General features: G+C 30.9%; 24 protein-coding genes and 1 pseudogene. 13 read left to right on the forward strand and 12 right to left on the reverse strand.

Annotation, left to right across the window (positions count from 1 at the left end):
• A pseudogene (locus IR213_RS14220) lies at positions 1-97 on the forward strand (IS982 family transposase); the annotation flags it as partial.
• 192 nt (positions 98-289) lie between these two features.
• Here IR213_RS14220 and IR213_RS14225 read toward each other — a convergent pair.
• The 3 genes from IR213_RS14225 to IR213_RS14235 form a co-directional block, all read right to left on the reverse strand.
• Positions 290-1,678 (reverse strand): ATP-binding protein, encoded by a 1,389-nt coding sequence (locus tag IR213_RS14225; RefSeq protein ID WP_194312969.1) that lies wholly within the window; start codon positions 1,676-1,678, stop codon positions 290-292.
• A 7-nt stretch (positions 1,679-1,685) separates the two neighbouring features.
• Positions 1,686-2,210 carry an ImmA/IrrE family metallo-endopeptidase gene (locus tag IR213_RS14230; protein ID WP_194312970.1) on the reverse strand — a complete coding sequence of 175 codons (525 nt, stop codon included), beginning with the start codon at positions 2,208-2,210 and terminating at the stop codon, positions 1,686-1,688.
• A gap of 322 nt (positions 2,211-2,532) precedes the next feature.
• Positions 2,533-3,066, reverse strand: coding sequence for a hypothetical protein (locus IR213_RS14235; protein WP_194312971.1), 534 nt, complete (start codon positions 3,064-3,066; stop codon positions 2,533-2,535).
• 922 nt (positions 3,067-3,988) lie between these two features.
• Between IR213_RS14235 and IR213_RS14240 the strand changes: the two genes are divergently transcribed.
• The 7 genes from IR213_RS14240 (at position 3,989) to IR213_RS14270 (ending at position 7,926) form a co-directional block, all read left to right on the forward strand.
• Positions 3,989-4,354, forward strand: a complete 366-nt coding sequence (locus tag IR213_RS14240; RefSeq protein ID WP_194312972.1) for a hypothetical protein — start codon at positions 3,989-3,991, stop codon at positions 4,352-4,354.
• Positions 4,355-4,365: 11 nt separating this feature from the next.
• Positions 4,366-5,034, forward strand: a complete 669-nt coding sequence (locus IR213_RS14245; protein WP_194312973.1) for a hypothetical protein — start codon at positions 4,366-4,368, stop codon at positions 5,032-5,034.
• An 84-nt stretch (positions 5,035-5,118) separates the two neighbouring features.
• Positions 5,119-5,277: a hypothetical protein gene (locus tag IR213_RS14250; RefSeq protein ID WP_194312974.1), complete on the forward strand. Its 159-nt coding sequence runs from the start codon at positions 5,119-5,121 to the stop codon at positions 5,275-5,277.
• Positions 5,278-5,288: 11 nt separating this feature from the next.
• Positions 5,289-5,747, forward strand: coding sequence for a WapI family immunity protein (locus IR213_RS14255; RefSeq protein WP_194312975.1), 459 nt, complete (start codon positions 5,289-5,291; stop codon positions 5,745-5,747).
• A 29-nt stretch (positions 5,748-5,776) separates the two neighbouring features.
• Positions 5,777-6,631, forward strand: a complete 855-nt coding sequence (locus IR213_RS14260) for a hypothetical protein (protein WP_194312976.1) — start codon at positions 5,777-5,779, stop codon at positions 6,629-6,631.
• 51 nt (positions 6,632-6,682) lie between these two features.
• Positions 6,683-7,336, forward strand: coding sequence for a hypothetical protein (locus tag IR213_RS14265; protein ID WP_194312977.1), 654 nt, complete (start codon positions 6,683-6,685; stop codon positions 7,334-7,336).
• A 38-nt stretch (positions 7,337-7,374) separates the two neighbouring features.
• Positions 7,375-7,926, forward strand: a complete 552-nt coding sequence (locus IR213_RS14270; protein WP_194312978.1) for a hypothetical protein — start codon at positions 7,375-7,377, stop codon at positions 7,924-7,926.
• Between the two features lie 18 nt (positions 7,927-7,944).
• On the opposite strand, the gene IR213_RS14275 is transcribed toward IR213_RS14270, so the two are convergent.
• The 7 genes from IR213_RS14275 to IR213_RS14300 form a co-directional block, all read right to left on the reverse strand.
• Positions 7,945-8,424 (reverse strand): hypothetical protein, encoded by a 480-nt coding sequence (locus IR213_RS14275; protein ID WP_194312979.1) that lies wholly within the window; start codon positions 8,422-8,424, stop codon positions 7,945-7,947.
• A gap of 6 nt (positions 8,425-8,430) precedes the next feature.
• Positions 8,431-8,583 carry a hypothetical protein gene (locus IR213_RS14280; protein WP_194312980.1) on the reverse strand — a complete coding sequence of 51 codons (153 nt, stop codon included), beginning with the start codon at positions 8,581-8,583 and terminating at the stop codon, positions 8,431-8,433.
• Positions 8,584-8,623: 40 nt separating this feature from the next.
• Positions 8,624-9,124: a YqiA/YcfP family alpha/beta fold hydrolase gene (locus IR213_RS14285; RefSeq protein ID WP_194312981.1), complete on the reverse strand. Its 501-nt coding sequence runs from the start codon at positions 9,122-9,124 to the stop codon at positions 8,624-8,626.
• Between the two features lie 91 nt (positions 9,125-9,215).
• Positions 9,216-9,554, reverse strand: coding sequence for a hypothetical protein (locus IR213_RS14290; RefSeq protein ID WP_194312982.1), 339 nt, complete (start codon positions 9,552-9,554; stop codon positions 9,216-9,218).
• Positions 9,555-9,762: 208 nt separating this feature from the next.
• Positions 9,763-9,888: a hypothetical protein gene (locus IR213_RS16500; RefSeq protein ID WP_262892070.1), complete on the reverse strand. Its 126-nt coding sequence runs from the start codon at positions 9,886-9,888 to the stop codon at positions 9,763-9,765.
• Positions 9,889-9,953: 65 nt separating this feature from the next.
• Positions 9,954-11,042, reverse strand: coding sequence for an AAA family ATPase (locus tag IR213_RS14295; RefSeq protein ID WP_194312983.1), 1,089 nt, complete (start codon positions 11,040-11,042; stop codon positions 9,954-9,956).
• A 148-nt stretch (positions 11,043-11,190) separates the two neighbouring features.
• On the reverse strand, positions 11,191-11,442 hold the full coding sequence (locus IR213_RS14300) for a PH domain-containing protein (protein ID WP_194312984.1): 252 nt from the start codon (positions 11,440-11,442) through the stop codon (positions 11,191-11,193).
• A 315-nt stretch (positions 11,443-11,757) separates the two neighbouring features.
• On the opposite strand from IR213_RS14300, the gene IR213_RS14305 reads away from it, so the two are divergent.
• The 5 genes from IR213_RS14305 to IR213_RS14325 all read left to right on the forward strand — a co-directional run bounded on the left by IR213_RS14305 (position 11,758) and on the right by IR213_RS14325 (position 17,782).
• Complete coding sequence (locus tag IR213_RS14305; protein ID WP_194312985.1) at positions 11,758-12,693, forward strand: replicative DNA helicase; 936 nt, start codon at positions 11,758-11,760, stop codon at positions 12,691-12,693.
• A gap of 71 nt (positions 12,694-12,764) precedes the next feature.
• Complete coding sequence (locus IR213_RS14310; RefSeq protein ID WP_194312986.1) at positions 12,765-13,664, forward strand: helix-turn-helix transcriptional regulator; 900 nt, start codon at positions 12,765-12,767, stop codon at positions 13,662-13,664.
• Positions 13,665-13,864: 200 nt separating this feature from the next.
• Entirely contained in the window at positions 13,865-14,791 is a 927-nt protein-coding gene (locus IR213_RS14315) for a hypothetical protein (RefSeq protein WP_194312987.1), read from the forward strand.
• A 48-nt stretch (positions 14,792-14,839) separates the two neighbouring features.
• A complete protein-coding gene (locus tag IR213_RS14320; RefSeq protein WP_194312988.1) occupies positions 14,840-16,681 on the forward strand; it encodes a DUF262 domain-containing protein in 1,842 nt (613 codons plus the stop codon).
• Between the two features lie 129 nt (positions 16,682-16,810).
• On the forward strand, positions 16,811-17,782 hold the full coding sequence (locus tag IR213_RS14325; protein ID WP_194312989.1) for an FtsZ/tubulin family protein: 972 nt from the start codon (positions 16,811-16,813) through the stop codon (positions 17,780-17,782).
• A 19-nt stretch (positions 17,783-17,801) separates the two neighbouring features.
• Here the strand turns inward: IR213_RS14325 and IR213_RS14330 are convergent, their stop codons facing one another.
• Both IR213_RS14330 and IR213_RS14335 read right to left on the reverse strand, forming a co-directional pair.
• Positions 17,802-18,464 (reverse strand): endonuclease/exonuclease/phosphatase family protein, encoded by a 663-nt coding sequence (locus IR213_RS14330; RefSeq protein WP_194312990.1) that lies wholly within the window; start codon positions 18,462-18,464, stop codon positions 17,802-17,804.
• 73 nt (positions 18,465-18,537) lie between these two features.
• The gene (locus IR213_RS14335; RefSeq protein WP_194312991.1) at positions 18,538-19,563 is read right to left on the reverse strand and encodes a PorP/SprF family type IX secretion system membrane protein; all 1,026 of its coding nucleotides are present in this window, start codon (positions 19,561-19,563) and stop codon (positions 18,538-18,540) included.
• Positions 19,564-19,565: the final 2 nt, after the last annotated feature.

A 19,565-nucleotide genomic window follows, 5' to 3' on the forward strand; every position in this document is an offset into this window, starting at 1 on the left:
AATTTTAGCTAAAATAACAGCTTTAACTTTGGTTCAATTCATCAATAGATTTATTTTTGAAAGACCAATAAACAATATTAAAACACAAATAGTTTAATTACACCCAACGGGTTATTTTTAAAGAAATTGCAAGTGCATTAGAATGCTAGATTTATAGAATATTTTAGATGTGAATGTAATTAATGAAATGAAGCAAACAAAGATTTGAGTTTAGGAATACTTGGACTAAACGAGGATTTTGTGTAGCTGAATGAGATAATGGATTATTAAAAATGATTTATTCACTTACTTATTCGCTTACTTTTGGATAAATATAATGCATAATCCATACACCGCCTTTTGTGCCTTCTCGTTCTAACAACCCCTCTTTTTTTAGAATTTCTAAATTCTTATCAATGGCAGATGCACTAAAATCAGTCAATTGCTGTAAAGTTAATTTTTTTACTTCTTGATTTCCGTGAATGGCTTTTAAAATTATAATTTGTTTTTCAGTTAAATTATTCACCCACTCATTCACCCACATTTCGAAATCAAAAGGTCTTCTAAAAATTACTGTAAACATTCCATCAGTATTAAATTCGGGAGGTGTTAATCCTTCTTCTTTCATTAAATCACGCATTCGGCTGATGCCTGAACCTATCTGTTCAACTAATCGCATTCTTTCGAACAATCCGAAAATTAAAGGATTTCGGCTTGAACTTTTTTTGCCAAATTCATTTTTAGTAATTGAACTTACTAATCCGCCAGGATTTGTAACCTCAACACGATCATTAAATAATTCTATTGTAATTCGTCCGCCTTTGTCATAATAATCTCTGTGAGCTAGTGAGTTTATGATGGCTTCTTTGAAAACAATTTCTGGAATTTCCCACAATTCTTTTCTTGCTTTTCCGCCCTCGCCTTCAATATCATAACGTACATTTAGTTTGGATTTAAGCCAAACCATACTTTGCTGGTATTGTTGAAAGAGCGTACCAGTCATTATTTTATCATCAATAATGTATCTTTTGTCTAACCCATCGAAAGCTACGCAACGAATAACTGCTTTTTCAAAAAAGTGTTCCGGTTCTTTGGCAAAAAATAAAACGGCACCGTTTTTTAAATAACCATCACTACTGATTAACTTCAAATTACTAAAAACTTGCTCGTCTGAAGTATTGTTTACCAATCCTGCTTCAAATCGGAATGTGTCAATATTTTCTTTTGGAATATCTTTTTTGATGTCTATTTCTTTGCAAGAAGCTTCATCAAAATAGATTTTTTCAGCTTGCTGAAAAAAGTTTCTCATTTCTTCAACAGTAGTTAGTTTTTGAGAATTTGGACCTTGGCGAACATAAATTGCACCTGATAAAACATAAGGTTTGTTTTGTCCTAATGGCACTTCTATAATCGCTACATTTTTACCATCAACATCAACAATGTAGAATTCACATTGTAATGGTGGCGAAATTTCTCCGATAGAGTTTTGTATCGCTGAACGTTTCGAATTATCGATGTTAACTCCTTTAATTGTATTTTTATCATCTACACCAATTAATACAACACCTCCAGAAGCATTTGCAAAAGCACATACTTCTTCGGTAATACTTTTAAGATTGGTTGGTAAATTTACTTTGAATTCGGCATTAAATCCTTCTCTAGAGCTTACAATTGATTTTATTTCTGTTGAGTTGAGCATTTTGTTTTTAATACATTCCTAAAAAAGAATACCCCAAATTATTTAATCTGTAATTCATCGCTTGACTACTAACTTTAAAAATTTTAGAAAGATGAATTATAGGATCAATACCTGAAGGAATATTTTTTATTTCTTCTTCAATAAATACTTTTGGCATAAGTAAAGATGCCGCAAAAGAATTTGCTTCTTTTTCCTTTAAAAGTTCTCCAGTTGTAGAATCAGAATTTCTAAAAAGGACTAACTCATTTTTATTAATAAACAAAGGAGTGTCTTTATGTAAAACGAAATGACCTAATTCGTGTGCTATAGTAAAATTTTGCCTTTGTGGTGACTCGTTTTCGTTGTATCGAATATAAGGCTTTTGTTCCTTTATGACAAATAGTCCTGAAATTGAACTGTCGAGCGTGGCAGGTTTTACATCAACACCCAAGTGTTTAGCTATTTTAAAAACATCTATTTTATTTGGAGTATTGATTTTTAATTCTGATAAAATATTGAATGTTTTTTCTTCAATTTTTTTATAAAGTATCATAACTATTCAAATTTTATATCCAAATGCCTATTTCATAACAAATCCAGGCTTTTAGAAAGAAAACGATTGGTACATTTTATACTAATATTTATAATTCATTAAATCGTATCAAAGGTTGTTTCGGGTTAGATTCATTCTTCTAAAGTGTTTTAAAACTCCATATCTGTCCTACTGTTTTTAGCTCCTTTAGTATCCTTTACATCAATTCTCCAATAGGAGGGTTTACAGGCACAACGCTGGTAATCAGTTGGGCAAATGAAAATAGCGCAAAAAATAGAAATACTACGGTAATTATTTTTTTCATAATTAATGGGTTTTAGTGTTAAATTTTAATAAATTTTGTGCCATCATATCTAAAAATAAACTCAAAGGCTTTACCAAAGTTTGTAAATTCGTGGTTAGCGTGTATGCGTATTCTTAAAGTTGCGTTATTCGGAATATTATTTAAAACAGTTTCATAATTTTCGTTTTCATCAAGTAAATCAATTGTTGCTTGTTCAAAATTCATAGTTTGAAAAGTTCTTTCATTAGCATTACAATTATTTCTAAAACATTTATTGGGGATTAGTATAAATTCATTTCTGTCCATATTAAAATGATATGAAAGATTACCCACAATTAATGCTGCTTCAATAATTATATTAGTTGCGTAAAACAAATAAGAGTTGTTTAAAACAGGAATTTTCAATCTAATTAAATTACTTTTATTTCGAATAATCTTTATTTCATTAACTCTAATCTTTGCTCTAAACAAAAAAATTAAAGCAAAAGTTGTTATAACTCCAATTAACCACTCAATTACATTAAATTGATTGAATTGGAAAAATTCACAAAAACCAACAAATTCACAACCCATAATTTCTAATTTTAATTTCCCGACTCTCAAAGCTTTTCAGGTCACACCCATTGATTATAGTGGTTTCTGTCTCCACTTTTAAGATATAAAATGTAAGAAAGTATTTATATTTTAAACAAAGATAAACTAACTGATTGATAATACTTTACGGTTTTCCGTAAAGTATTGATTTATTTTTTAATAATTTATTTACAGTTCCCTTTGAAAAGAGGTATTAATCTACCCTAGTTTATATTTGTGCTTGAACTCAAACAAAACAATTATAAAATTATCAGGCTCTTGAAGCAAATCTATATTATAAAAATGGTACTGAGTTCATTATTTATGTTCAAACGTGTTCAAATGAAAAATTGGTAGGCTTGCTTGTAATTAAGCCTATTACCACTGCAATAGTTGCTTCAAGGTTAAAAGGATGTGAGGTGCTTTTTGCCATCATTGACAGGTATTTCCATTTTGGAAATAATTGAATTTTTAAATAATTCGCAGGTTTCAAAAATATTTTTGAGTTTGTATTCGATTATGAAGATACTTTCAACACAATTTGTTTTCGCGTGTTTTCTGAATTGACTTGTATTATGAAACCTAATTTAATCCTTAAATAATACGAAAAAGCATCAGAAAGTAAAAGAGCAAAAGGAAATAACGAATCTTACGGTAAGTGGACCTATTTTATCAAAAGTGAAATAGAATATTACTAAATACTTTCTTGTAATTCAATGCATTACGCCAAACTTGACAAAAGCTGTTTTCTGAGTTACATTTGCACTATGGGTCATTGAAATAGGCAGTAGTAATCTGGGAAGTGAATTAAATAAATTTATTTTCACTACGTCATAATATGGCTGACAAGCCCAATATCTTTGAAAAATAAATCCAAATTCGTGATGTTAAAAGGAAGCGGGTTTAGGAAAGGGCTAGCACAATGGATTATTTAAAAATAATAAAAGAAACCCGGGAAATGCACCAAAATTTCAGTCTCATTGAATTGCGAATAAGTCTGTTCATTAGTGTCCTTTTTAAAGCTTTGTTTTCAAGAACCGGAACTTTTTTATCAGTTTTGATTGTGCCTTTTGGGATAAATATTTTATTCTTTTATCTAACGGGTAATGCAATGCGTTTAGTAAGAGGGATTTTGGTTTCTTTAGTGTTTGCAGTTTTTGGAATGAAATATTTAATTAAAATGGATGGAATAGAAGAATTTAATCAAGAACAAAAATGGACTTCAATAACATTAAAAAAAATGATTAAGGAAAGGCAAGGCTCAAAAAACGTTTTGCATAAATTATAAAAAAATAGAATATGACTCTTTACGACTTTCCAAAAGAAAAAAAAACAACCAGAACCAAGTTGCTCTATGCCCATTTGGGATTGCCTTATGGTTTTACATTGCCTATTCCAACAATATATGAAGGAAAGAATCGCCCCAAAGCAAAGTACAAAAGGTATTTCACGGAATATTTTGGTTATGAAATCAAAGGGGATATCAATGAAATGGTATTTAATTCCTTTGACGTGCTTTGGTGCTTATTGAAAAATCCGAACCAATTTCAATATTACAAAAACACCATAGATGCACTGGCGGAAAGTTTTGCGCCCATTTTAGGTTTTTCAAAAGAAGCATCAGAGAAAGCAGTAGAACAAATGGTATTGGCTTTGGGATTTTCGAATTTATCTATTAAAGAAATAGTGTTCGTTGCCAATGGCTATTATGATATGCAAAAATTCTCTAAACCCTTTAATGGGTTGATGCAATTGTTTTTGTTTTGGCTGACTTCTCTGCAAATGGAGGAATATGATTTGGATACACTAAAATCGTTTCAACTGTTTCAAACCTTATTTGGTAAAGAAATTAATTTGGATTTATACTCGAGTTCCACTGATATAGAAATGATGAATGCCTTCTTGAGTTGTTTTTCTATTGGCAGTAATGATATCGCTTATTTCAATTTACAATTAGCCTTAAAATAACATATTATGACATTCATTAACGCACTCCTTATAGCCCTGCTCATTGGTAGCTTCAATTCCCTTTCTGTTCTTTTTTTTAAAAATATGAAGACTAACCCGGAATATGAGGAACAAGTTTCTTCTCGATTGATGCAGCTTACCGGAATTCCACCTTTGGGATTGGTCATCGTTCTTTTTCTTTTGGGATTGGGTTTTATTCTTGGAGTAAAGGAGTATTTAGGAATAGTATTCTCAAACAAATAAAAACAGACAACATGCGATTAGTGAACCACCTCAATGAAGTTTTAGAAATCAGGGTAAGCAAATATACCTATGAAAATTCAACAAATCAATATTTTTCCAGTGATGCTTTAGACGCAACAATTCTTATTGAAAAACGAGAAAGTCGTTTTGAAAGAGAATTAAAATTTATGGATTTGGAACAAATTGAGCTATTGGAGAAATGGTTTACATTAGTGAGCACCACCGCAAGACATAGAAAAAGACTGGAATTTTTAGATGCAGATTTACAATGTATGAAGTACACAAGAGGTAATATTTCTTATATGAAGGTTGTTTTTAGTGATTTATATAACCAATGGACAAAACCACCAATTTCCTGGGACTTTATTATTAGTAAAAAGAATGTACATTTGATAAGAATGGAGATTCAAAAAACCTTGAAAGAGTTCCCGTGTAGATGTGGGATGCAACACGATTGCTTTAAATTATAGTCGATTAATAAACTTAAATTTTGAAATATATGAATGTAAATGATAATTTTCCAGACTGGAAAGAGCACACTGACACATTAATTAAACTATTTAGTGATCAAGGGTGGAAGTTTGATGAGTTAAGGCCTCAAATTGTATTAGTAAATAATAAAATAAGAGAATTACCAAATAATAAAAATGGGCTTCACGGTCCTTGGTATAGCCTTGATAATTATAACAAAAAGGATTATTCCGAAGAAGTAATCAAACATACTTATTTATTGAGTGATTATGATAGAATAGATGGCAAACCCATTATAAATATTTATACACACGTTTTAATTCAAACCGCGTTGCTTTTACTCGAACATTTTTCAATAAAAACTGAAATTAATGGAGAAATTGTATTTGTTTTTGTGCAAGAAGACGGAACAGAAATGGATTTTGATATCGCTATGAAAAATATATTTTATTGTGCTCTTTTAAATGAAACTGCTAAATGGATTTTGGTAGATGTTGTAGATGTAAACGATAATACATGGCAAGGAAGTCCGTTAAAAGAAAAAGATCATTTGCACGAGTGTTTGACGGTATTGTTTACTCATTGGGTCGTAAATTCAACTGTTGATTCTAGATTACACAAAACTTTTGAGTGGTTATTTAATACACTTCATACTAAAGGAGAATATTTAAAGTATAAAAATTTTATTCATAAGAAAGCGGATGAGACCAATGAAGATAATAAAATAAAGAAAAATATTATTAATTGTACCGAGATTGCAAGGTTCAAAAATATTATAGAAGTTGAAATGTTTAAAAAGTTTTTTGATGATAATTCAAATTTTAAAAATCTTAATGCTTCTGGTCCTCGTGGGCAATTTTTAAAAAAGGATTTTGGTTTGTAATTATCTAACAAGCCAAAAAATATTTATCTCTAATACAAAAAGTACTATAATATGAAAGTAAAAAGTTTCTTTTCACTCAATCAAATACAAGGATTGAATAATGAAAATCTGTTTCATCGTAAAAAGGGTGAATATAGTACAAAATCTGGAGTTTATTTTTGGGGGTTTAAATTTAATGAAAATTCAAATTTACCAGTAAAAATAGATGATTTTGTGATTTATTATATTGGAAAATCAAATGGTAATATTTCAGAGCGAATTATGCAAGAAGTGACACAATTAGTTTTTGGTGGATTTGGGACTATTCTGGATCAGAAGTATTTGGAAATAAATTATAATCAAGCTAAAATTAAAAATGAACAGGATAATCCTTCCTCAAAAAATGTTATTTATAGATCAGATGGTCTACACGTTTTAGAAAATTTTTTTGCTGACCCAAAAATTGTTCAAACAGTTAATTGGATGAGAAAAAATTTGATATTTACTTGGATTGAATGTGATAAAATTGAGGTTGCCGCATTAGAAAATGAAATGCATCATATTGTAAGAACAAACATACTTGGGGTTGGAAATATGAAAAATTTAACTCCAAAAAAAGATATTTTTAACCCAAAACATAATACTGATTTTTTTAAAAAAGTTGATTGGGATGCTAATACAATTTTGAGGGATTGGTTAATTGAAGTTAATAAAAATATCTCATAGGGATTCAATCTTAAACATTATTTAAAAATCTTTTAAAGATGAACACCAAACAGCAATTAGCAGCAACCTTAGAACTATTTACTCCTCTTTTTGGGGGAGAGCAATTGGTTGAGGACTATTCACACTATTTGCAAACGGTTTATTTTGTGGAGAAAGACCGTATGAAATTGGAATCCCATTCCGGTTTATCTAATAAATTTGAAGGAAAGAAAAATTTTCCCATAGGCTGTGAAAAATTCGATAATTATTTTGTTGCCGAGTTTTGGTTTCCTTATTCGGCAGGAACAAATGAGGGAAACTACTTTGTTTTGTCTCACGTTTTTCAATTGGATTTAGTACAATTAAGCACTGCAATTGAGGCTATTGAAAAAGAACGACCTTCCGTTAAGGCAGCCTTTAATAAGGAATTGGCTGTTGGAGGAAACGTAGCCTTCCTGCTGCAGGAACGACCTGATTTTTTGAAAGATTTCCTTTTGGATCATAATCATCGTAGGTATGATTATCAATCACTTGCCCAGAAATTTATTGGAGTCAAAGCACTTTTGCTTGAAAAAGTTTCGGGTATTTCGCTTGGAATCAACCTCAGATAAAAAAGAGGGGATTTACTACTATAAAACCAAATACAAGAGCGCTGCTATTTTAGTTATGGATAAGCCACCATCAAGTGTATACAGGACTTTATTGGAAGAATAGTTTCCATCACCTTGCCTGATTTTGTTTCCATCAATTGTATATAGGACTTTGTTGGAAGAGTAGGTTCCGTCGCCTTGGCGAATTTTGTTGCCATCGATTGTAAAGAGTACTTTGTTAGAAGAATAAGTGCCGTCACCTTGCCTGATTTTGTTTCCATCGATTGTCAGTAACACCTTATCAGAAGAATAAGTTCCGTCTCCCAATCTTACTTTATTAAGGTCAGAAGTGTATATCACTTTGTTGGAGGAATAAGTTCCATTCCCTAGTCTGACTTTTACGCCATCAATGGTATAAAGCACTTTATTTGAAAAATAGGTTCCATCTCCCAAACGGATTTTGGTCTGGGAGTGAATTGCCATTAAGGGCAATAGCAATAAAAGAAACAGCAGTTTCATACTATGTTATTTTAAAAATAGTTTCAGAATACTGGCACCTATTTTTCTTTGCAACCCATTCTTGGTTGTTGGAACTCCGGTTGTTCTGGCAAACTTTTGTTTTGCCTGTGCTATTCCCAACAATCTGCTTAACGAAAATGAAAATCCAAACTTACCCATAGTATTTTGTTTTATTAATTGGTATTCTGATTTTATGAATTTAATAACAAAGTCTTTCAAAGAAGGCTTCCGTTTGCTCTTCAAAAATAACAACTGGAATTTGATGGGCTAATTCATATATTATCTCAATTGTACACTCTTTTATTTCATTGAAATTTTGGGATAGAAAAGTTAGATTATCCTTAGCTTTAATCACATTATCATGACCGCCCAAGACGATTCGCATCATGGGTGAATGTTTTTTAGATAAATCTAAAGGAATATTTTGCATAACACTATTTCTGTATGGCAGTGCTGGATTGTAGAGTAAAGCACAAATCCCAAGACTATTGGCCAAATGAAAACCTGCAAAACCTCCCATACTGCTACCGATTATGGCATTAATATTTTGATTTTTATATTCGTCGTATAGATTTTGAATTATATCCGGATTTGATTTATACTCTAAATCGGGAGCAATAACAGTACCGTAGGCTTCGAGAATGGTTCTTTTTTCGTCACTTAATTTGCTTTCGAGTCCGTGAAGGAAGAGGATGTTCATTTGTTGATATTTTTAAAACACGTCGATTAATGAGCACATTACTATTATTGCCGAAAGATTTTTTATTGACAAAGTTGTAATAATTTTTGAATTATAGTAAATTATTTTTTTTTGCCAGTAAATAAATAATTTTTGCAAATTCTTCATCCTTTAGTATATCTCCATCAATTACTCCTATTTGATCAGAGGGATTTATTTCTCTTCCTTTGTAAATATTCTTTTTTGATACTGTTATTATTTGTTCTGATGAATTTGCATGTAGCCCTTTGAAAATTTTTGTATTATTTACAATTAGAATGCCTTCAGGATAAATATCCTTTATTTCATCTGAAGAAATTGAATATTTTCCATTGTATATTTTTCCTTTTTCTACTAAAAAGATTTGGTCTGTAGAGATGGAGTCCTTTCCTGAATAAATTTTTGTTGCCACTTTATTAGTTTTTTACAAGTTTTCAAATATTTTATTATTCAAATGGGGTATCATATTAAACGAATTAAAAGTTTTAGTATTAATGTTTTCGCCACTCTCAGCAAAAATAGATTATCCAATGCTTAATAGTTTACGGCTTTCCTCAATTGATTGAAATATTCATTTTATCCAGTCCGAAGGTGTGTGATAAGGTACTTAATTGATATAATTATTTCCAGAGATTGTAACGGACCTCCAGTTTTACTTTGTCGGATTCCAAAACATTTCGTTTACCTTCTAATAGGATAATGATGGTTTCTTGGTCATATTTGGTTGTAAATTCGGCTAGTATCATAAATTGTTTTTTTTTATTATCCTCAAAAATACATTACCATAAAGCCAAAGTATGACGTTGTTAAATTAATTCCCAAAACCTACCGCTTTTCTCAGTTTGGGTTCATAATTGTTACTGATTTCAAAGTTGAATATATCGGCAGCCGATAAGGGATGAGCTACTTCTATGCTGTGTCCTAATTTTTGCAATAGTGCGTTGGTTCTATCCAAAGCAAGTAATTTGAATTCGTAAATAATAGATAACCTTCCCTTGCGAAGCAACGCTTTATCTATATTTTTAACATCGGTGTTAAAGGTGGCAATGATCTGGATTCCGAGACTTTCTCCCAATAAACCATCGGTAAGATTGAGTAACATCGAGAGATTGGAATTTCTCACTTCCTCACGAGAAGTTATCAGCTCTTCGGCATCTTCTATTACTAATACTGAATTTCTGTTTTCCAGTAGAAAGGGAGTCATACTAAGATTGTCCAGCTCTCCAGCCATTTTAGGAGAAATGAAAATTACTTTTTTCTTTAGTTGGTGAATTAAATATTTGATATAGGTGCTTTTCCCTGTACCAGGTTGGCCGTGAAAAAGATAAAGTCCATTCGTGTCCTTTTTGTTTAGTTGTTTCACCATTGTTTTGTGAATGGAAATGAAATCTTCATTGTAATGGATATTGAAATCAATTTTGGGTTTTTTGATGTAAACTTCTTTGGTTTCTAATCCTCCGTTTTGAGCAATTATTAAACTAATATCAGTTGTTCTTTTAGGGATTTTAATAAATTTTTTAAATTCTTCAAAAAGCTTATTTGCAGCGGTTTCCTGTTCAGTTGTAAAAAGGATGTATATACTATTGCGTTCCACATTCAGCATTATATCTTGTTTGAGAAAATAAAAATGATCGATGCATTTTAATTCCTTTTTTTGGGAATCAAATCGCTGTTTGTAATTTTGTTTGATAATTTGGTTTTCATACTTATTTTCAAACCAATTTTTAAAAGAGTCAAGATCTATGAAATTTATAGACTTAAAATTTGGCATCTTATTATAATATCCTAAATACATTCTAAAGCAATCTACGTATGTTGAAGTAGAGTCCAATATTCCGTAATTGGTATTTTGAAGTGATAATTCTTGTTTTTTCTCAGCATCATTTTTTAGTGTGTCCATAGTATTGATTTTTATTATTTAGGACAAAACTAATTGGGTAAAACGCCAAAAGGTGGCGGTGTAAATAAGTTTTTGAATTAATTATTTCATTTAAATTATTTATTGGAAATAAACCATAAAAAAAGCTCCTTAATGGAGCTTAGTTGGTTTATGATAATTCTTGAAATTTCTTTCTAAATTCTATTGGATTTGAGATATTGGGAAATTCTTCTCTTGTTCCACCAGTTCCAATGATTCTAATAGTTCCATAACCAAGCATCCTTCCTAAAATACTTTGGTCCACATTGACGCTTTCAATTTTGTTAAGGTTCATTTCGAGTGTTTTCCGGCTTATTAAACCTGTCTTAACAATGATACGTTTGTTTGTTATGGCAAATTCATCGGAATATCGGTCCAGCATTGGGGCAATGAATAAAGTAAAAATAGCTCTCAAATTGCAGAATATAATCCAATGATAAGTTGTTTCAAATTCAATTTGTTCGTCTTTAATAAGATTTTCTTGGATTTAATTTCCCATTTTGTTGTTTATTTATTTGGTTCAAATATACTTCTTTTTCTATTTAATAGTTGGTATGAATTTAGATAAAATGTGGCGGTCTAAAAATTATCTACGTTAATTTTTATGATTGGAAAAAATGGCATTTAATGTTATACTTTTATTTTTTACTCCGCCATCTATTGGCATACTTAACCATTTTCTTTGCAAATAAAAACTATGGAAACTACAGCAATTAAAACAGTAAAGGAACTTGCCGGAGAGTTTAAAGATAGGCTTGATACTATTTCAAAAATCAATACCGAATTTATAGGTATCCCATCTGGATTTTATAGTCTTGATGTAATTATAAAAGGTTTTCAAACTTCCAATTTAGTACTTGTAGGCGGAGCAGAAGGGATGGGTAAAACTGCTTTTGTTGTATCGTTACTCAGTAATATGGCAATTGTTAACCAGTGTCCTATAGCATTTTTTTCATTGCGAATACCCTCCCATCAATTATTGCAGTTGATTATTCGCCAACAAACTAATTTATCTTCAGAGAAGATCCGTTTGGGTTTGCTTAATGAGGATGAAATGGCACTTTTGGCCATTAAAACCGAAGCCTTTGAAGAGGCACCATTATATATTGTTGATTATCCTTTTCTTACCGTAAACGATATTGAAGATTATGTTATTCAACTAGTCCATTCTTATTCTGTTAAAATCATTGTGATTGATTCTTTAGAGTCAATTGCAGTAAACAAAAATGATAAAGTGGGTAAAGTTCTAAATAAAAGAGAATTGTCCAAAATCTCGTTTCAATTAAAAGAACTAGCCGTAAAATTGGATATTGCAATACTTGTTCTTTTTCATATTGAAGACAAGGTTTTGGGGAAGTTTTATAGACGACGACCCTTATTATCTGATATTAGAAAATATGCACCGATTGATACTTATGCTGATTTAATTTTACTGCTATATAACCCTGAATATTATAAAATTGATGAATGGGATGACAACATAGGTTCGCCAACTTCAGGAGAAGCGGAAATTATTGTTGCCAAAAATACTAATGGGATTCTTGAAAATGCAAGATTACAATTCATTGGAAGTTTAAACAAATTTGATAATTTAAGTAGTAATGCAAATCTGGATACTGATTTGCCTTTTTAATAACAATAACATTAGTCCGTCACATTATGGCAGACAAATAAATTATCTTTGAAAAATAAAACAATAACAGTATGTCAAAATTAATCTATTTTAAAAGGTATTTGTACGTGATTGACCGCTTGAGGAGCAGACCAAGTGATTTTAATGAATTGCAGGAATATGTGATGCAAAAACTAGAAAAAGATGATATCGATTCGGCTTTCGAATATTCGATACGCACTTTTGAACGGGATAAGAAAGATATCATCACTCTTTTTGGGATTGTTATTGAATACGATAGGAAAGATAAAACCTATTCCATTGATGAAACCGAAATTGAGGACCAATCCGTAACCAGGATGATTGAAGCTTTTTCAATACATCACGCCCTGCAAGATGGTAATAAATTTTCTCCAAGTGTGTTTCTCGAAAAGAGAAAATCATTGGGAACAGGGCACATTCACGGTATTATTCACGCCGTTCAAAATCGTTTTATACTACAATTTACCTATCAAAAACATTGGGAAGATTTTAGTACGGAACGTGAAGTATATCCCATTGCTATTAAGGAATCACAACAAAGATGGTATTTAGTTGCATTTGAAAAAAGCAACCAAACTGTTAAAACCTTTGGACTGGATCGAATCTCTAATTTAAAAGTTACCGATGTCAAGTTCAAACCTTTTCCTTTTAACGTAGAAAAAGAGTTCCGTCATGCTTTTGGGGTAGAAACTTATGAACCAGCCGAAAAAGTGGTATTGGAATTTTCTAATAAACAGGGTAACTATATTAAAACATTTCCGTTGCATGAATCCCAAAACATTATTGAAGAAGATGAGGATACCGTATTGATAGAAATATACATCTATCTAACGCACGACATTGAAATGGAGCTTTTGAAATATGGAAGTAATGTAAAAGTTTTGGAACCTCAAAGTTTGATAGAGACTATGAAAAAAAGAGTGAGGGAAATGGCAGATTTGTATCAATGAAAAACTTCATAGCCATTTTTTTTAAGAACAAAGTTGGTAATTTGTTCAATAAACATAACATCCTAATAAATGACAGGATGCTGTGAATGATGCCAAGGCTTGTGCGGAATTGTATTTGAGATATTTTGATAAATTGTAGGATAAGTTTGAAAAGAATAGATTAGATTTACTATAAAATAAATAACATTTTAACAGAAAAAATGATTGATAAGAAAACACCCCACACAGAAGCCCATCTTATAGAGAGATTTAAAGAAAAAGGTCTAAACGAAAAACACTTCCCAAAGTTATATGCTTATTACAAACATTGTTTTGAGGAACTTTATGAAGATGAATACATAGACTGGACGCAAGAAGATTATGAAGAAACTGGGGATTCGGCTCATAAAAGTGCTTTGTTCGTAACCGAGATGTTTATCGATGTTTTTATAGGTGAAAAAGCTAAAGGACAGGGCGACGAATGGTCATTAGCTGTAGCTAATTGTATCGAAGAAGGTGAAGTTGTATATCACATTACTTATCATGATATGAAAAAGATTAATCCTGAATTGGCAAAACAAGAATTGTTAATTCATAGCGGAACATTTGGTGGTGATGAAAATTTCATCAAACACTATATCTACCTTTTTGAAATTGAAGTGGTATTTAAAGATATAGAAAAGCGCGCGAAAAAATATTCAGAAATTTATAAAACCCAATCTGTAATAGGAAAATCTGAGGTGTACATACACCAATATGCTCGTTTATTATCCAGCGGAGATTACAACCCTATTTATTGTAAAGAATATGCATATGCTTATGATAAAGCCTTAAAGGAGGGCAAAAGTGAAACGTATGCATTGGAATTCGCAGAAGTTTATGGCGAAGAATTAGTAGATATAAAAGCAAGATATGGAATTTCAGAAGATGAGGAACAAATAAATTATGCCATTGAAAAAGTAGATGCTTATATGACTGCATGGGATTATAACGAAAAGCATCAGCTGAAAAACTTTAAACGATTTGCTGATATTTATGAAACTATCTATTTTAATTCATACTACCCCAACGAAGAAGGACCTATAGGAACCAAGGAGGAGATTGATGTAAAAATCCTAGAAAAGGTTTTAAAAGAGTACAATAAATAGTATCATATAAGTATGAAGAATTTAATAACTAAAAGTAAAAAATTTAAAATGACAGAAAAACAAAATACATTTGGCGAATTTGTAAAGAACTATTCTTTCGTCATCCCTGATTATCAACGCGCCTATTCCTGGGGAGAAAAACAGTTAAATCCATTTATCAATGATATTTTAGAACATTGTGACGATAACGACGATGTTTCTGATGATACAACATATTATTTGGGTCATTATATTTTAGAAAATTCAAAAGAGAGTGATAAATTTGAAATAGTTGACGGACAACAACGTATCAGTACGGTTTACTTGTTCTTACTGGTTTGTGGTTATTTAAAAAGTGAAAATTATATAAATGAGATTAGTTTCAAGCCGGTTTCATACGATTTATTAGGTTTGGAAGAAATCAAGGCAATATTAAGTAAAAAGATTGATGTTGATGATAAACTCGAAAAACTTCTAAAAACTTCAAAAACATCCTCTTTGAAAAGAATGATTGAAGCGGTTAGTCTATTCAAAAAAGCTTTTTCTGATACAGAAAAATCAAAAAACACTAATATATTGAATGCTGAGGATATTGGGAAATATATTGAAATCATAAACAAAGCATATTGCTCGGTTGCAATTTTTAATGATAAATCTGTTGCCTCACAAATATTTGAATTGCACAATACTAGAGGAGTAAAACTTACTGAAACAGAGAAAGTAAAAGCACTTTTGATGAAGAATATTTATATTCATTCATCAACACCACTAGATGCAGAAATAAACATTCAAGAAATTCAAAATGATTTTTCAAGAATTTTTGAGTTTGAAGAGAAAGCAAACGAAGTATGGTTGCGAGGAGAAATGTCTTTAGATACAATTTTAATGTATCACTTGCGCGCTATAGAAGACGGCAACAAAATAGTAGATTTTGGTTCTCCTAATTGGGTTGAAGGAGAAAGAGGTTCTTTTGAATATATTAAAGAATCATTATCGAAAAAGAACAAGGGCGAAATTGTAGCGTATGCCAAGAAAATAGCAAGAGAATTTGCAAGGTCGATGGAAATAATTACCTATGAAATACCTTTGGCTGATGAAAAAAATCCTCTAGTTGGTGATAGTTTACTATTAGATAAAAACCGTAGTATGATTTTTCTACTTCGTGCATTTAGATCAGGTAACCCAACCGAAAACAAACTTATTGAGAGATGGGAAAACTTCCTTTTGTGTTATGAAATTATCTATTGGAATGGATATTATTACAATGCAAAAGCATATCGTGATGACTTTCAAAGCATTTACCAATCTATTAAGGTTGATTCAAATTTAAATGAATGTAATAATTTATTATTACAGTATTATAAAAAAGAAAAATGGTTTTCAGATCGGTGGGAGCATTTAGGAAATAATGCAAAAAATTTATTTGAAATCGAAAAAAACAAATGGCACACTAACGCTTATGGATGGGATAAAACTGCATATTTTTTATACAAGTTTGAGATAGAAAACGAAGGAAAACATGAAGATATTAGAAAAAATATTTTTAAAAAAAATTCTGTTTCAATAGACCATATTGTTGCTAGAGGTGTTACGTGGGAAGATTTAGGATTCAAAAGAGATACTACTGAAAACATAAAACAATCAGACGAATTATGGAAAAAAATAACTAGTGTTATTAATGGTGTTGGAAATCTTTCTTTATCCACATCGAGTGCCAATTCTTCTGATTCAAATGGATTACCATATCAACATTTATCATCTTTTGAAGATTTTGGGTTAGTAAAAACAGTTGAGTTAATCAAAGATTGGAAAAATCCTAATGATTTTGCAACTAATATATCTCAAAGAACTGAAAATATAAGAACATTTATAAATGAAAAAATCATAAATAGAAATGATATTTGGGAATAGGTTCAAAAAATAAAAGTAATCATAAACGACACTCTAAACCAAGTGTCGTTTTTTATACAATTAATTTTCTCCGCGTCACATTCTGGCAGTTACTTCTTTTAGTTTTGATGAAAATTAAAAAATATAACTATGGAATTTCAATATGAAAGATTAGAAAATCGCATTTTACTTGACAATTTAAAAAATGAAGTAATAGGGAAAACATTAGCCTATATGGTTGATTTTAGGGAACACAATGATCTTGTCGTAATTCCAAAACAGCATTCCATCGAAATTTCCAATGCAGATATTTGTATTGCGGTTATCCTTTTTTCTGGTTTTGAAAAGGAAGAATATGAAGCTTTAGTAACAAAAGACAATTTTCATATTGTTTCTTTTGATACGATAATGCAAACAATGTTCGAATTTAAAAATATGTTTATAAAACACATAGATTCTATGGCTTTGTTTTTTATGTCATTGGCAAGAACTGATGATACTAACGTATTTGATATTTTGAGACTTAAAAATCTAAGCGTTAATAAAACAATACTTAATTTAAGTAAAACTTATTTGCGAAATGATCTTGTATGGAATCAGGACTTATTTTCTTTGCTGTATAAAAAAAACAAGACGAATGAAAATAGTAAAAAAATTAAAAATAAGTTTGCAAGCTCAATGGTTATGGAGGGTTTGCCGGAAGCCATTTCCGAAGCGAATTTAGAAAGTATTAATTCTTCGTACATAAATGAATTTGTAAAATGCGGAGTGCTTTTAGACAAAAAGGAGATAGTGTCAGAATTAGGTGAAAAGAAACCCCTATTTATTGGTTTTGGAGTGGCATCTGGCAAAAAACGAGGTAAAAAAGCAATTGGACTGGCACTATCCAATCTTAATTTATATGTGAGGATTGTAGAGAATATCAAAACCATTTTACTGATTATCTCCTCAGATAGTATTGAAATAGGTATAGAGGAAATTGGTGAAATCAACGATGTTATTCAAGAAAAAGTTGGATCTAGTACTAGAATTATTAATACTGTGAGTTCGAATAAAAATCTTGGTAAATCTTTGTCAATTACGATACTGATTTCAGAATTTGAAATTGAGGGAAATTCGTGAAAAAAATACGTGCGTAGTACTAAATCAAACTTATGCAGACACCTTTATGATCTGATAATTTTTTGTCGAGATTCCATTCTTGGGTTTCTATAGAAGCATTACCAATAAATGCTTGGCTAATTGTAATATGATCGATTGTCTCCGGTAAATGGTGGGTGAGGTTTGTGATTTTGTTTTCCTTAAAGGAGTTGTTGAGTGCATTTCTTCCATAATTTGTGAAATAATAATTATCGGAGAATGAGATATTGTAATCCCCAATTATGCAGAGGTTTTTATTTTTTGATAATATATTGAAATCGATAATCTGTTTTGGAAGATCCGTTTTGAAATTTTCGTTTCTGTTGCCAAAGATTCCAATTATGGTTCCATAAACTATGAGATTTCCTTTTTCGGTTTTTATTTCAGCACAACAACTGGTATATTCATCATAGGTTTGCCATTGATTTACAATTTCATATTTGGAATATATTTTCACTCTTTTTTCGGAGGATTTATAATATCCGGGTTGTAATTCTGCTAAACTTTTGGTTGCAATATGGAAGGGATAATTTTTAAGATTGACTCTTTCATCATATTCGGTCAACACTAAAATATCTGCATTTAGGTCTTCTAAAATCGAAATGATTTTATTTGTTTCTTTTGAATATTTTAGTCTCTCCAAATTCCAAGTTGCAATAGTCATATAAGTTTCACATTGAAGTTCATTATAAATTTTTGAAAATATTATTCAATTTTTTTTAAAATTAATAATTATCTTAATAATTCCTGCCCCAAGGATGCTTAACCAAGTAATTATCGCAGCTAGAACATTCACGACCAATTTGCCAAGTCAATGAAAGTTCATGCACACCTTGAGTATTTCCCATTTGCGAAGTACTGATGTCATAAGAATAACCAAACACAAAACGGTCTAACTGAATCGAGCCGAAAAGATTGATGGAAGTTAATAGGTGACTATTGTTACTTTTTCCTTCCGGATTAGTCGCCGCAAGGACTCCCAGAATAAACGGTTTAAATTCTAAAGCGGTGCCAAAATCCAATCGGTTATATTGAGATTGTCGCATATAATTGGCAGTAAGTAATAAACTCGTTTGATCGGGAAAAAATGACAAATGGGTATCATCCAGACTCAAGGAATAACCACAATGAAGACTTAAGAACATTTCTAGCGGAACGTTGGCATAATCCGTAAAAGTAATGTTAGGTTTATTCAAGTGTTTTAAGGAAGCACCAAACCAAGATTTATCATTATACAATAAGATTCCCGATGAAAAATCAAAGAAACTTACTTGATCATTACTATGCAATATGCCGGGGTCAACACTTCCGCCATTGATGGTGCCGTCATTGATATTGATCTGGTCTTCCAATAATAGATTACTGAAATTGAAATTTTTGTGACCATAACCTGCTTCAATTCCTAATCGAAACCGCCACTCATCGTTTAAATTCACATTATACGAATAGACACCATTAACTTGTAAATAATTATAATCTGTAAAAACTTCTCTTTGATTCAAAATCGTCAATCCCAATCCCATATCTCTTTCTCGTCCAATAGGAGCATTTACAAAAGCATATTCGGTATCAATTCTTCTATTCTCATTGGGCCATTGGGATCGATGTATTAAACCGGTATATCCTGTTACCAAAGTGCCTGTAAATGCCGGGTTTAATGTTTCAGGAATCAGGAAAAACTGAGTAAAAACAGGGTCTTGTGCTTTAACTTCCATAATAGAAAGTGAAGCAAACAGTATATATAAAACAAGTTTTAATTTCATTC

The sequence above is a fragment of the Flavobacterium soyangense genome (genome assembly GCF_015277675.1).
GTDB classification, from domain to species: Bacteria; Bacteroidota; Bacteroidia; order Flavobacteriales; family Flavobacteriaceae; genus Flavobacterium; species Flavobacterium soyangense.